This window comes from Hymenobacter segetis (assembly GCF_054776495.1).
Genome location: NZ_BAAHBV010000001.1, coordinates 963,866 through 977,841, shown reverse-complemented (window position 1 = coordinate 977,841; position 13,976 = coordinate 963,866). Strand labels below are relative to the sequence as shown.

General features: G+C 59.9%; 12 protein-coding genes. All 12 read right to left on the bottom strand.

Going from position 1 to position 13,976, the window contains the following annotated elements:
* Positions 1–426: 426 nt before the first annotated feature.
* Complete coding sequence (gene groL, locus ACYU70_RS04215; RefSeq protein WP_342296443.1) at positions 427–2,073, bottom strand: chaperonin GroEL; 1,647 nt, start codon at positions 2,071–2,073, stop codon at positions 427–429.
* A 63-nt stretch (positions 2,074–2,136) separates the two neighbouring features.
* The gene (gene groES, locus ACYU70_RS04210; protein WP_342296444.1) at positions 2,137–2,430 is read right to left on the bottom strand and encodes a co-chaperone GroES; all 294 of its coding nucleotides are present in this window, start codon (positions 2,428–2,430) and stop codon (positions 2,137–2,139) included.
* A 246-nt stretch (positions 2,431–2,676) separates the two neighbouring features.
* Positions 2,677–3,075, bottom strand: coding sequence for a preprotein translocase subunit SecG (gene secG / locus ACYU70_RS04205; RefSeq protein ID WP_342296445.1), 399 nt, complete (start codon positions 3,073–3,075; stop codon positions 2,677–2,679).
* 27 nt (positions 3,076–3,102) lie between these two features.
* A complete protein-coding gene (locus ACYU70_RS04200) occupies positions 3,103–4,713 on the bottom strand; it encodes a hypothetical protein (RefSeq protein ID WP_342296446.1) in 1,611 nt (536 codons plus the stop codon).
* A 215-nt stretch (positions 4,714–4,928) separates the two neighbouring features.
* Positions 4,929–5,414, bottom strand: a complete 486-nt coding sequence (locus ACYU70_RS04195; RefSeq protein ID WP_342296447.1) for an LptE family protein — start codon at positions 5,412–5,414, stop codon at positions 4,929–4,931.
* Positions 5,415–5,445: 31 nt separating this feature from the next.
* Positions 5,446–6,738, bottom strand: a complete 1,293-nt coding sequence (locus ACYU70_RS04190; RefSeq protein ID WP_342296448.1) for a sigma-54 interaction domain-containing protein — start codon at positions 6,736–6,738, stop codon at positions 5,446–5,448.
* 59 nt (positions 6,739–6,797) lie between these two features.
* Positions 6,798–8,234, bottom strand: a complete 1,437-nt coding sequence (gene miaB / locus ACYU70_RS04185) for a tRNA (N6-isopentenyl adenosine(37)-C2)-methylthiotransferase MiaB (protein ID WP_342296449.1) — start codon at positions 8,232–8,234, stop codon at positions 6,798–6,800.
* A gap of 155 nt (positions 8,235–8,389) precedes the next feature.
* On the bottom strand, positions 8,390–9,664 hold the full coding sequence (locus ACYU70_RS04180) for an anthranilate synthase component I family protein (protein WP_342296450.1): 1,275 nt from the start codon (positions 9,662–9,664) through the stop codon (positions 8,390–8,392).
* A gap of 57 nt (positions 9,665–9,721) precedes the next feature.
* Positions 9,722–11,275, bottom strand: coding sequence for a DUF3808 domain-containing protein (locus tag ACYU70_RS04175; protein WP_342296451.1), 1,554 nt, complete (start codon positions 11,273–11,275; stop codon positions 9,722–9,724).
* 106 nt (positions 11,276–11,381) lie between these two features.
* Positions 11,382–12,143, bottom strand: coding sequence for a zinc ribbon domain-containing protein (locus tag ACYU70_RS04170; protein ID WP_342296452.1), 762 nt, complete (start codon positions 12,141–12,143; stop codon positions 11,382–11,384).
* Positions 12,133–13,254 (bottom strand): Nif3-like dinuclear metal center hexameric protein, encoded by a 1,122-nt coding sequence (locus tag ACYU70_RS04165; protein WP_342296453.1) that lies wholly within the window; start codon positions 13,252–13,254, stop codon positions 12,133–12,135. The genes ACYU70_RS04170 and ACYU70_RS04165 overlap by 11 nt, the downstream gene beginning before the upstream one ends.
* Before the next feature lie 25 nt (positions 13,255–13,279).
* Positions 13,280–13,969: a uracil-DNA glycosylase family protein gene (locus tag ACYU70_RS04160; protein WP_342296454.1), complete on the bottom strand. Its 690-nt coding sequence runs from the start codon at positions 13,967–13,969 to the stop codon at positions 13,280–13,282.
* Positions 13,970–13,976 lie beyond the last annotated feature (7 nt).

Genomic DNA, 13,976 nt, shown 5'->3' with positions numbered 1-13,976 from the left:
CTGTTTAGCTTCTGAAAAAGCCCCCGATGCAGCAGCATCGGGGGCTTTTTGCTGCCCGAAGGTGGGCTTGCCGGCTACTGCCTGCCGTATCCCGAGCCCCGCCAGTTCCGTCCCGACGGTCGCCAATGGCTTCCCGATAGCCGCCAACTGCTTCCCGACCCCCGCCAAACCCTTCCCGACTATCGCCAACCGCTTCCCGACCGCCGCCAACTGCTTCCCGACCGCCGCCAACTGCTTCCCGACTACCGCCAACTGCTTCCCGACTCCCGCCAACCGCTTCCCGACTACAAACCTTCGGTCACTGGTCTGAACCTTCCGTCCCGACTACAAACCTTCCAGACCTCTTTCGACACAAAAAAGCCCCGCCGGCACTGCCAGCGGGGCTTTCTCATGAGCTAACAGCGAAAGGCTGCCAGCGGCGTTGACTTACATCATGCCGCCCATGCCACCCATACCGCCCATGCCGCCGTCGCCGTGGCTATGGCCGTTGTCCTTGGGCTCGGGCTCGTCCGAAATCACGGCCTCAGTCGTCAGCAACAGGCCGGCGATAGAAGCAGCGTTTTCGAGGGCCAGACGGGTCACCTTGGTGGGGTCGATGATACCAGCGGCCACCAGGTTTTCGTAACGGTCCTCGCGGGCGTTGTAGCCGTAGTCACCTTTGCCGTCGCGCACTTTCTGCACCACCACCGAACCTTCGCCGCCAGCATTGGCCACGATAGTGCGGAGGGGAGCCTCAAGGGCGGTGCGGATGATGTTCACGCCGGTGCGCTCGTCAGCATTGTGGGTGTCCACCGCGGCCAAAGCCTCGATGGCACGCACCAGGGCCACGCCACCGCCGGGTACCACGCCTTCCTCAACGGCGGCGCGGGTAGCGTGCAGGGCATCGTCCACGCGGTCTTTCTTCTCTTTCATTTCCACTTCAGTCGAAGCGCCGATGTAGAGAATAGCAACACCGCCGCTCAGTTTAGCGAGGCGCTCCTGCAGTTTCTCCTTATCGTAGTCCGACGTGGTGGTTTCCATCTGCGCCTTAATCTGGCTGATACGGCCGGTGATGGCCTCTTTCGAGCCCTTGCCGTTCACGATGGTCGTGTTGTCCTTGTCGATGATAATTTTCTCAGCCGTACCGAGGTACTCCAGGGTAGCGTTTTCGAGCTTGTAGCCCTGCTCTTCGCTGATAACGGTACCGCCCGTGAGGGTTGCAATGTCTTCCAGCATGGCCTTGCGGCGGTCGCCGAAGCCAGGAGCCTTCACAGCCGCGATTTTCAGCGAGCCACGCAGCTTGTTCACCACGAGGGTAGCCAGAGCCTCACCGTCCACATCTTCCGAGATGATGACGAGGGGCTTACCGGTCTGCAGCACCTGCTCCAACACGGGCAGGAGCTCCTTCATGGTGCTCACTTTCTTGTCGTAGATGAGGACGTAAGGCGAGTCGAACTCAACCTCCATTTTCTCGGGGTTGGTCACGAAGTAAGGGGAGAGGTAGCCGCGGTCAAACTGCATGCCTTCCACCGTCTTCACTTCGGTTTCAGTGCCACGGGCTTCTTCTACCGTGATGACGCCTTCTTTACCAACTTTGTCCATGGCATCGGCAATCATCTGGCCGATTTCCATGTCGTTGTTGGCCGAAATAGCGCCCACTTGAGCTATTTCAGCCGAGTTTTCAATCTTCTTCGACTGAGACTTCAGGTTAGCAACCACGGCGATAACCGCCTTGTCGATGCCGCGCTTCAGGTCCATCGGGTTAGCACCGGCGGCCACGTTTTTCGAGCCGGCGGTGTAGATGGCCTGGGCCAATACCGTTGCCGTCGTGGTGCCGTCGCCAGCCTGGTCGGCCGTTTTCGAAGCCACTTCTTTCACGAGCTGAGCGCCCATGTTTTCAATCGGGTCACGCAGCTCAATTTCCTTGGCCACGGTCACGCCGTCCTTGGTAATCGAGGGAGCGCCGAATTTCTTGTCGATAATGACGTTGCGGCCTTTGGGGCCGAGGGTCACTTTCACGGCGTTCGCCAGTTTGTTCACACCGGCCTGCAGACGGGCGCGGCCTTCGGTGTCGAATTGGATGTTCTTAGCCATTGCTAGGGTTGGAGTATTTGGGAGGGTAAATGTTAAGGATTTCGATTAGCCCAAGCAAGTCGCTTAGAGCACAGCGAAAATGTCCGACTCTTTCATGATGAGGTAATCCTCGCCATCGACGGTAATTTCGGTGCCAGCATATTTGCCATAGAGTACTTCGTCACCAACTTTAACACGTACCGGAACTAAGGTGCCAGTCATTTCAGCATACCGGCCTTCTCCTGCTGCCATTACAGTACCACGCTGAGGCTTTTCCTTAGCAGTGTCAGGGATGATAATGCCGGATTTGGTTTTCTCCTCGGCGGCCGCAGCCTTAACAATAATGCGGTCAGCTTGGGGCTTGATGCTAAGTGCCATTTTGGGTGTATTTGGGTTGGATTAGATGGAAAATCTTCGTGTGCAGCCCTGTCTCATTTCCCGTGCCAGCGCCACAAACCTGACAAAATGGGCAGGTTTCAACCGTGAAATGTGGCAGAAGTGGCGGATGCGCCGGTACCGGTGGCCGGTTCAGTCGTGCAGCTATACAGCGTTGGCCCAAAGAAAAAGCCGGTGCCTCTCGCTAGAGAAGCACCGGCTTTTGCAGGTTCAGAATAGAAGCCGCGATTACTGAGGCTTGTTTGCCGGAGCTGGCGTAGTGGTGCCAGTGGGAGCAGTAGCCGGAGCGGTTGCATCAGGGGCAGGAGCCGTCGGGGCCGGAGCGCTCGGGGCAGTAGGCGCAGGCAGCTTGGTTTCGAGGGCACGCTGCTGGTTCACGCTGCGCACCGGGCCACCGCCGGTGGAGGTGAGCATGTGCGAGCCGAGCGACAGCACCACCAGACCAATGGCGAAGCCCCAGGTGAGTTTTTCGAGCAGGTCGCCGGTGCGTTTCACGCCCATCATGCTGGCCGCGCCGCCGGCGCTAAACTGGCTGGAAATTCCGCCCCCTTTGGGGTTTTGGGCCAGCACTACGAGGGCCAGCAGGAAACACACCAGGAGAATGAGGATGATTAGAGCAGTGTACATGAGGGGTAAAGAAGCTGAAAAAGCAAATTACGCTGAAGGTTGCAATGATTGAATTTGGAGTGCAAAGTACGCCATTTTTTCCGGCTGCTTCACCATGAGCTTTTCATAAATCTCAATGGCGCGGGCCGTTTTGCCCTGCCGCACGAAGATGCGGGCCAGATTTTCGGAAACGAGGTCGGGTTCGGCGCGGGTGCTGCGCACGCTCAAATCGGGCTGGCCGCCGGGCGAGGGCGGTAGCATGCCGGGCCGCGTGAGGCGCGGCTGCCGCTTAAGGAAGTTATTGATAAGGTCGACCGTGGAGGGCAGTTCGGGCGGCGCGGGGCAGTGCGTGGCCCAGTGGTCGAGTAACAAAGGGTCGGGCTCGAAGAAGGTGCCGGTGGGCGGGAGCGGCACGGCCGGCGGCTGGGCGGCGGCCACCACGGCCGTGGCCGTTTCGGCGGCTTCGGCTTTGGCAATCAGTAAGTCCAATAACTGCATGGACAAACCCAGACGGCTGCTTTCGCCGAAGGAGTAGCCTACCACGGCATCGCCGGTGAAGGCGGCCGGGGTGAAAACGGGAGCGGCTGGGGCCGGGCTTGGCAGAGCAAATGCGCCGGAGCTACCCAGGCTGCGCGTAACGGCCGAGGCGGCCCATTCATCAATCAGGCCGGGCAGTTCGTAAGTCGGCACGATGGCCGGGGCCGCATCGGCCAAGCCAAACTCAAACCGGGCTTCGCCCACCTCTACCGGTGGCCGAATGGCAGGGGCCTGAGCGGGTAATTCGTCAGCGACTAGAGTTGCTTGAGGCGCTTCAGCGGCTGGCGCAGGAGTTATTTCTAGTGTTTCGGGCAGGCTGTCAGGTGTAATGGCGGCCTGTTCCTGGTCAACCAGGATGAGCGAATCCACTGGCGCAGGCTCTGCTACTAGTTCTACTGCTTGCGGTTCAGCAGTTATCGGAGGCAACTCATGCGAAGGCAGTAGCGCTACCAGCACTTCTACCGCTACGGGTGCTACTTCCGGCAACACCACCGATACTTCCGTAACAGTGGGCGCTGGAGCTATTGGCTCGGCCGTTGGAACTGCTTCAGGCAGGGCTTCAATAATAGGCGCAGAAGCGGCTGCCTGTTCTGTGGGCAACTGAGCAGCCACCGCAGGCGGTAAAACCTGTTCTATTTCAACAGAAGTTGGCGGAACTATCGGAGTTATTGCTACTGGCTGGGGCTCCGCAACAGCTGCAACCGGCTCAGGTATCGCCTCAATTACCACGGCTGCCAGTGGTGGCGCAGGGATTTCGGTGGCGGGCGCTACCGGTTCCGGGGTGAGTAATGGTGCAGCTTCGGCAGCCGAGGCCGGCTCGATTACGGCTAAGACTGGGACTTCAATGGCGGGCTCAGCCTCGGAAACCGGAATAGCTACGGGGAGCGGCTCTACCTGCTCGATGAGGCGGCGCAGCAGGCTGCGGTCGGCGGCGTAGGTGGCGGCGCGGCGCAGGCGCTGGCCGGCCAGCATAGTGCCCTGGTCGTGGGCGGCTTTGGCCAGCAGCAGGTGCGCCGTTTGGCAGTAGGGGAAGGCCTGGGCCAGCTGCTCAAGCTCGCGCACTTCGGCCGGACCCAGCGCGGTGGGGCGGTCGAGAACGTGCAGGAGCGTAGCGCGGGTCACGGATGAAGCAGGCGGTGGAGGCGGTAAATAGAAACGACGGATTTTCGGAGCAAAGCCGTAAACCAGCGTCCCGGACCCATTAATGGGGGTGCAACATTACGCTAATTTACGCAGATACCCTTGCTGCTATGGTACAGTTAATGGATATTTCCCGTGGAGTTTGACGCTTGATTTTCCCGCTAACGGACCTGAGTAGAACCCAATTTATTCGCCGCCTACCAGTTAGCTACCGACTTATTGAAAATGTCGGTAATGATTTTATCCGTGGTGGTGCGCACGGCGGATGGGTCGTTGTTGATGGTCGAGATGTTGCGGTTGGCCGCGTAGTCATCAAAGTTCTGGAACACCTGCTCGAAGCTCTGCTTGTCGTCCTTGGTGTTGGTGAAGCGGATTTTGACCTGGATGGTGAGGCGGTTCGAGCCGGCTTGCGACACGCCATTAACCTGCTGAATGGAGGCCGGCGCAAAGTCGTAGGCCACGATGTTGCCGTCGAATTGCAAGTCGCCGTCGCGCGGCACGAGTTTCAGGTTGGTGTTGCGCTGGAAGTAATCTTTCAAATCTTCCGTGAAACGCTGCGTCAGAAAAGCCGGTCCCGAGGGCGAATTATTCTGGATGGTGGCAATGGAAATCGTGCGCACCGCCGGGTCGATGTTGGTGCCGTTGAACGAGTAGATGCCGCAGCTGCTCAGTCCCAATACCATGCAAAGGGCAGCTATCGAATAAAAAGCGGCTTTACACTTGCTCCAGGTCATATTGCTTGAGTTTGCGGTACAGGGTGCGTTCCGAGATGCCCAAGTCGTGGGCGGCGTACTTGCGCTTGTTGTTGTGTTTCTTCAACGCCTTGAGAATCATCTCGCGTTCCTTGATGTCGAGCGAAAGCGTCTCCTCCTCGGTTTCGTGCGGAATGTCCTCCACCGGGGTTTCGTCGTCGTAGCTCGTGGCCGGCTCGTTGTTGTAAGTGTTTGGGGCCGCGGGTAGGAAATATTCGGCGGCCTGGCTGCTGTCAAACGCGCCGGAAGGTGCCGTATTGCTGAAGAGGTGACTATTCTGGCGCAGCAATTCCTGGGCCTCTTGAGGGCGCTGGCCGGTGGCCAACTCCAGCACCATTTTCTTGAGGTCCGTCATGTCGCGGCGCATGTCGAACAGGATTTTGTAGAGCAAATCGCGCTCGGAGTAGCCGGCGGTGGCCCCGTCGGGTGCGCCCGGCCCCAGCAGCATGGGCAGGCGGCTGGCTTGGTCCTGCGGCAGGTAGGGCGCAAGGCGACGGGCATCCACGTCGCGCTCGGTTTCAAGCACCGACATCTGCTCGGCGATATTCTTCAGCTGGCGAATGTTGCCGGGGAAGCGGAAGCGCGTGAGCACCGGCACGGCATCGGGCAGCAGCGTGATGGGCCGGGTGCGGTACCGCTCCGCCGCATCCGAAGCAAACTTGCGGAACAGCAGGTAGATATCCTCGCCGCGCTCACGCAAAGGCGGCACCGTGATGGGCACCGTGTTGAGGCGGTAATATAGGTCTTCGCGGAAGGTGCCGGCCTGCACGCGGTCGAGCAGGTTCACGTTGGTGGCGGCCACCACGCGCACATCGGTCTTCTGCACCTTGCTGGAACCCACCCGGATAAACTCGCCATTCTCCAGCACGCGCAGCAGGCGGGCCTGGGTGCCCAGCGGCATTTCGCCGATTTCGTCCAGGAAAATGGTGCCGCCGTTGGTTACCTCGAAATAGCCTTTGCGGGCTTCGTTGGCACCGGTGAAGGAGCCCTTTTCGTGACCAAATAACTCGGAATCAATGGTGCCTTCAGGAATAGCGCCGCAGTTGATGGCAATAAACTGCCCGTGCTTGCGCGGCGACAAGGCATGGATAATCTTGGAAAAAGACTCCTTGCCCGACCCGCTTTCGCCGGTGATGAGCACCGTCATATCAGTGGGCGCGACCTGCGCGGCCACCTGAATGGCGTAGTTCAGCGCCGGCGCATTGCCGATGATGCCGAACCGGAGCTTGATGGATTGGATTTCTTGCGTTGTCAAGGCGAAAGTTGATTCGTGAGTAGGATGAGGCAGCGGCAGTTACAAGGTCGAAACCCCAACTAAACAGCCGTGCCCAGCAAAGTGCTTGCGGAACTGCTGTGCACCAGCACATTCACGTAGTCGCCTTTCTTGAAATTTTGCTTGGGGAAGATGATAACCTGGTTCTGGCTGTTGCGGCCGCTCAGGTCGTCTTTCGAGCGTTTAGAGAAATTCTCAACCAGCACTCTGTGCACCTGGCCCACGGCGCGGGCGTTGCGCTCGGCGCTGTAGACTTGCTGAATGTCAATCAATTCCTGCAAGCGACGCTTCTTGGTTTCGAGTGGAACATCATCGGCCAATTTGCGGGCGGCCAGCGTGCCGGGGCGCTCCGAGTAGAAGAACTGATAGGCCATGTCATACTTCACGAAGTGAATCAGGCTCTTGGTGTCCTCGTGCTCCTCCTCGGTTTCGGAGCAAAAACCGGCAATCATATCGGTCGAGATGGCGCAGTCTTCGCCCAGAATCTCACGGATTTTGTTTACCCGCTCCTCGTACCAGGGCCGGTCGTAAGTCCGGTTCATCAGGTTGAGAATGCGCGAGTTGCCACTCTGGGCCGGCAGGTGAATGTATTTGCAGATGTTTTCGTGGCGCGCCATGGTGTGCAGCACCTCGTCGGTGATGTCCTTGGGGTGCGAAGTCGAGAAGCGCACCCGCAGCTCAGGGCTGATGAGGGCCACGCGCTCCAGCAACTGGGCGAAGTTGACGTGTTCGGTGCCATCGGCCGAGGCCCATTTGTAGGAGTCCACGTTCTGGCCCAGCAGGGTCACTTCCTTGTAGCCGGCCGCCACTAGGTCGTTGGCTTCCTGGATGATGCTGTGGGCATCGCGGCTGCGCTCGCGGCCCCGGGTGAAGGGCACCACGCAGAACGAGCACATGTTATCGCAGCCGCGCATGATGCTGATGAAGGCCGCCACACCGTTGGAATTCAGGCGCACGGGCGTGATGTCGGCGTAGGTTTCCTCGCGGCTCAGCAGCACGTTCACGCCTTTCTGGCCGCCATCAACCTGGCTGATGAGGCCGGGCAAATCCCGGTAAGCATCGGGGCCGACTACGAGGTCCACGATTTTCTCTTCTTCCAGAAACTTGCTTTTCAGGCGCTCGGCCATGCAGCCGAGCACGCCCACGAGCATGCCGGGCTTGCGCTTTTTGTGCGAGTTGATTTGCGACAGGCGCATGCGCACCGTCTGCTCGGCCTTCTCGCGGATGGAGCATGTGTTAAGCAGGACGAGGTCGGCGTTGGCTAGGTCGTCGGTGGTATCGAAACCTTCGTCGAACAGAATGCTTGACACGATTTCGGAGTCCGAGAAATTCATCTGGCAGCCGTAGCTCTCGATGTAGAGCTTACGCTGGCGGCCGGTACGGGTAGCGGCCGTCACGCGCACCTCGCCGCTGGGCGTAGCCTCGGCGGTGGGAGCGGCTTTATCTAAAAAATCAAGGGTTAAGAGGGGTTGGGCCATATTCTAAGCGCGTTTCGGCGGGGCACAAAGATACGGCAACCAGTGGTAAAATGACAGAATGGCAGAATATTGTAGGGTGCGGGGCTTGTCCCCGCCCGTCGTTGAACGGCTCGTTTGCTAATCGTTCAACGACGGGCGGGGACAAGCCCCGCACCCTACTCAATATTGCTCTTCAATACTTCCAGCAAAGCCTTGGCTTTCAGCAGGCACTCCTCATATTCACGCTCCGGGTCGGAGTCATACGTAATGGCGGAGCCAACCTGGAAGCTGAGGTAGCCGGTATCCTGGCGGTATTGCAGGGAGCGGATGACGACGTTGAAATCGAAATTTCCATCGGCCCCCACGTAGCCGATGCTGCCGCTATAGAGGCCGCGCCGACTGCTTTCATAGTGTTCGATGAGTTGCATGGCGCGGATTTTCGGGGCGCCGGTCATCGAACCCATGGGGAAGGTAGCGCGGAGGATTTCGGCCAAGTCGGTGCCGGGGCGCAGGTCGGCGGTGACGGTCGAAATCATCTGCCAGAGGTGGCGAAAGGGGTAGAGGCCGAAAAGCTCGGGCACGCGCACGGTGCCGGTGCGGGCCACGCGGGCGAGGTCGTTGCGCACGAGGTCCACAATCATGAGGTTTTCGGCGCGCTCTTTTTCGTCGTGCAGCAGGGTTTGGCGCTGTTGCTCATCGGCCGCCGGTGTGGCTCCGCGCCGGATGGTGCCTTTGATGGGCTGGGAAATCAGCTGGCCGGAGCGGCTCGCCAGAAACCGCTCGGGCGAGGCGCAGAGCAGGAAATGGTCGTGCCAGCGCACAAAGCCCGCAAACGGCGCGGGCGATGCCTGCATGAGCTGCCAGAAAACCTCCACGGGGTTCAGCGCTACGTTCTCGGCATAGAATTCCTGGCAGAGGTTCAGTTCGTATACTTCGCCATTTAGGATATCCTCCCGAATGGCTTCTACCGACCGTAAATAGTCTGCTTTGGGTAGGCGTGGGCGCACTGCGGGCACGGCTAGCGCCACAGCGGGCGGCACTGACTGCGCCAGAATCTGGTCTAAAATCCCGTCTGTTCGCCCATGGATTTCCATGGTGTCGGCCCGCCACACCAGCCAGGTTTCCGGGGTGAAGGAATGCAGGCGCGGCCAAGCAAAACCGCTGAAATTTTCGCTTTGCAGCGCCTCGATGTCGTTTTTTAAATCGTAAGTCAGGAAGCCGAAGCGCGGCCCCACCGCCACATGCCCGGATAAATCAGCCAGCGAATGGGCATTTTCGCCTCCGGCCGGCGCTACCGCCAGCAGGCGCTCGAAAGCACCCTGCGGGTAGGACAGGTCATTGGGCTCGAAGTAGGTGCAATTCGGAAAGGCCGCGCCCCAGTGTAGCGCCCGTGTCCGAAAATCGGCGGGCAACTCGTGCAGCGGAACGGTTACGGGGGCAGTAGCAGACACAGCAGAAATAGACAGGAATGGCAACCGAAGCAGCGGGCACCGGCTGCAAAGGTCGGGCTACTTCAACTCCCGCAGGGCCAATTTGGCTTTGGCATCGGTGCTGTTTTTGTATTCGTGCCAGGGATAATTCAGCGCCCGCCGGAAGTAGAGGCGCGCGGTGGGCTTATTGCCCACGCTTTGGGCCATGTAGCCCTGTTGCAGGGCGGCCTGGGGGGCGTAGTAATAGGGCGCTTTGGGGCCGGCCTCGGTCTGGGTCTGCTCAAAGTAAAACCAGGCCGAATCGAGCCGGCCCAGGCCCTGATAGGCGCGGGCACGGCGGTAGGGGGCCTCAATGCGGTCGCGCCAGAGAGTGGCCTGAGTGGCGTGGAATGCCCGTAGCGTACTCAGTGCCTCGCGGTCGTAGCCGCCATCGGATTGTAGCCGGGCCTTGGTTAGAATGGGATTGAGGGCCACGGCTTCCTGGTAGTAATGCTGGGCGTACACGTCCTCCTCCACATCGGCCGGGCCGGGCTGGTTGATGAGCGCGCGGTACTTCGCCGCGGCCGCCGGCTGGCCGCTCAGCCACGCCGCCAGGTAGAGCTTGAAAGCCGCATCCTTGCGGTAGTGCTGGCCATGGAACTCGTGCAGAAACGTCAGGTTTTCGCGTTCCGAAGCCGCATATTCGCCACGGTATAGCAGCAAGTCGGCGGCCATGTGGTGCAGGTAGGCGGTGGGCAGGTAGCCGGGGCCGGTGGGGCGGGCGCGGTAGGTAGCCAGGGCCGCCGCGCCGTGGTGCTGGCGCTTTTCCACGCTGGTGCGTAGGTAGGCAAAAAGCAGGTTGTCGGGCTGTTGGGTGGTGAGCTGCTCGGCCAGACGCAGAGCTTCGGCCGGCTTTTTATAGTAGCTCTCCCGAATCAGAGCCAGGAAAATCTGGCTTTCGAGCTGGAAATCGTTCGGCTGCGCGGCGGCCTGCGCCAGGCGTTGCAGACCAGTATCGGAGTTGGCCGTGAGGCCCAGCAGGCGCAGCAGCCAGTGGTAGCCTTCGGGCAGGGAGCCTACGGCAAACTCGCACACGCCCAATGTTTTGCGCGCCGGTAAGAAGTTGGGGTAATGCTTCACCACGTCCTGCATCTGGTGGTAGCCGCTACGCAGGTGATAGCCGCCCATCACCACGTGCTTGAAAAGCAGTTGGCTCAGGCCCAGATGTAGCGTGATTTCGGCCCGGGCGTAGTCGCGCAAAGCGCTGGCCGGGGCATCATCCAACGCATCTAAGCGAGCTTCCTGCGAGTCCGTGAGTGCATCGTAACGGCTGGCATCCTGGGTAATGAGCAGCTCCACGAAGTCGGCGCAATTGGCCACCAGCAGAGGAGCGGGGGCCGTGGGCGTGCTGGCTAACTCGGGACGCAATAAGGCACGGGCCGCGTCAAGACGAAGCTTGAAGACTTCGGCGTAAGCTCGGCGGCTGTTGGTGGTAAGTGATTCAGGCTTTTGGCTCGCGGGCTGTTCGGCATTAGCAGCCAACTGTTGGGTTTCGACGGCCTGAACTGGCTGCACCCACCGGGCCTGCGCCTGCAGCGGCCCACTCACCAACGCCAGCAGCACCCCCGCCCGACGGGCACGGGTGCGAAACACAGCAACGGAGAAAGCACAACCAAACATGAACAAACGAAGACCAAAAGTCCGGCAACAAAAAAGGAACGGCAGTGCCGTTCCTTTTTCAGTTCAAAGCAAGCGAAAACTACGAAATACGAGCTTCCACATCGGCCAGAATCCGGCCGCAGTGCTCGCACACGATGATTTTCTTGTGCGAAATGATGTCAGCCTGGCGCTGGGGCGGCACCGTGTTGAAGCAGCCGCCACAGGCGTCGCGGCGCACCAGCACCACGGCCAGACCGTTGCGCACGTTACCGCGAATGCGGGTGTAGGCCGTCAGCAGGCGGTCTTCCACCGGCTTGGTGGCTTCCTCGCGCTGGGCCATGATGGCGCGCTCTTCCTCTTCGTTTTCCGAAATGATGGTGTCGAGTTCGCTTTTCTTGGTGTCGAGGTCCTTGCGGCGCTCGTCCAGTTTCGACTTCGTACCGCTGATTTCGGCGTTTTTCACGTCAATCTGGTACTGCGACTCCTTGATTTTCTTGTCGGCAATCTGGATTTCCAGGCGCTGCAATTCAATTTCCTTGGCAATGGCTTCGAACTCGCGGTTATTGCGCACGTTCTGCTGCTGCTCGTCGTACTTTTTGATGAGCGTTTCGGCATCCTTGCTGGCTTGCTTGCGGCTCTTGATGAAGTCGTTCAGGCCCTGAATGTCCTCGTCGAATTTCTTCACACGCACCTCGTAGCCAGCAATTTCGTCTTCGAGGTCGCTCACTTCCTCGGGCAAATCGCCCCGCACGCGCCGGATTTCGTCGAGCTGCGAATCGAGGTGCTGCAGGGTGAGCAGGGCTTCGAGCTTAGCGGCTACGGGAACGTCGGCGGGAGCCACGGCGGCACTTTTAGCAGTCATATTGAACGGGGTTCGTAGGGGTTTCAGCGATTAAGACCGCAAAAGTACGTTCAAATCCGGCCGTTAGCAAATCCCGGAACACTTCGCCGGTGAACTGTTCGCTCTCAAAATGGCCCACGTCGCAGAGCATCAGTTGGCCCTCGGCTCCAAAAAACTCATGGTATTTCACATCGCCGGTCACGTAGGCATCGGCCCCGGAGGCCCGCGCCGCGCCGATGAGAAACGCGCCCGCCCCGCCGCAGATGGCCACCGTTTTGATGGGTTTTTCGAACGCCGTATGGCGCACCACGGGCACCAGTAGCTGCCGCTTCAGCAACTGCCGGAACTCGGCCGGGGCCAGCGCTTCGTGCAGTTCGCCCACCAGGCCCGCACCTATTTCCTGGTGCACGTTTTCCAGTTTAATCAATTCATAAGCAATCTCTTCATAAGGATGCGCGGCCCGCAATGCCCGCAACACCGCTACCTGTCGGTGCAGTGGCAGCAGCACTTCGAGGCGCAATTCGGCTACCGTTTCAGCCTGGTTTTGGGTGCCGATGGCGGGTTGGGTGCCGTTGCCGGGCGTGAAGGTGCCGGTGCCTTCGGTGCGGAAGCTGCAGTCGGAATACTGGCCCACCTGGCCGGCTCCGGCGGCGTAGAGGGCGGCCAGTACATGGCCGGCGAGGTCGGTTTGCTGGTCTTCGGGCCGGTTGGGAACGTAGGTGATGAGACGGGCCAGAGTGCCACTTTGCGGGGCCAGTACGCGGGTTTTTAGCAGACCAAGTTTTTCGGCGAGCTTGTCATTTACACCGCCGCGCACGTTGTCGAGGTTGGTGTGGGCGGCGTAGATGGCCACGTCGTTCTTCAGGGCGGCGATGATGGTTTGCTCCACTTCATTGGCCCCGGTGAGGCGCTTGAGGGGCCGGAAAATGACCGGGTGGTGGGCCACCACCACGTTGCAGCCGCGCCGCACGGCTTCGGCAACCACGGCCGGGGTGCAGTCCAGCGTGATGAGCACGCCGGTGATTTCGGCCTGTGGGTCACCGCATTGCAGGCCGGCGTTGTCGTAGCTTTCCTGATAGGCGAGGGGCGCGGCGGCTTCCAGCAGGCGGGCGAGGTCTTGAACGGTGGGCACTTGTATTTGAATTATGAGTTTTGAATTATGAATTGGGCAGGAGTTGGCCCAGTGCTTTTACATAATGCGCTACGTTGGCGGCCGTGTCGCGGCTTTTGTATTGCATGAGGTAGCGCGGGTGGTCCAGCACGACGATTTCATCGAACAAGCCCAACTCGGCGTTGAGGCGCTTGAAAAATTCGCCGTTGCGCTTGCCCAGGCTCACGGCCACATCGCGCCGCAAACCTAATGCTTCCACCTGTTGGCGCAGCGAAAGCTGTATATCAGGCCACAAGGCTTTAGTAAGGACAGGCGAGTCGTAGTAATTATAGTTCAGCCCGCCTTTCAGCAGCACCAATGGGTACAGCGACCCCATATAAAAGTGCTGATAAAAAGCCGCCGGGCCGCCCATTGCTTCGATGACTTTGTACACGAATTGGGTGGACGTTTCGGGCCGTTGCCGGGGTAAATCGTGTTCGATGCCACAAAATTCGGTCAGCGTACCCGGGTCGGTGAAGGCAACGCCGGTGCGGCCCATGCCCAGCCGGCCGGGATTGATGCCCAGCACGGCCACGCGGGGCGGAGCGTCGGGATAGAATTTATGCGCAAACTGGCTCAGCAAGTCGAATACGGCCGGCTCGCGGAAGGGGCTTTGGGCCTCCACACCATCAGGCAATGCGGCGGGCAGGGGGAAATTTCGGAGAAAATCCAGTAGCTGGTCGGAAAAAGAGGGCATAAATGAG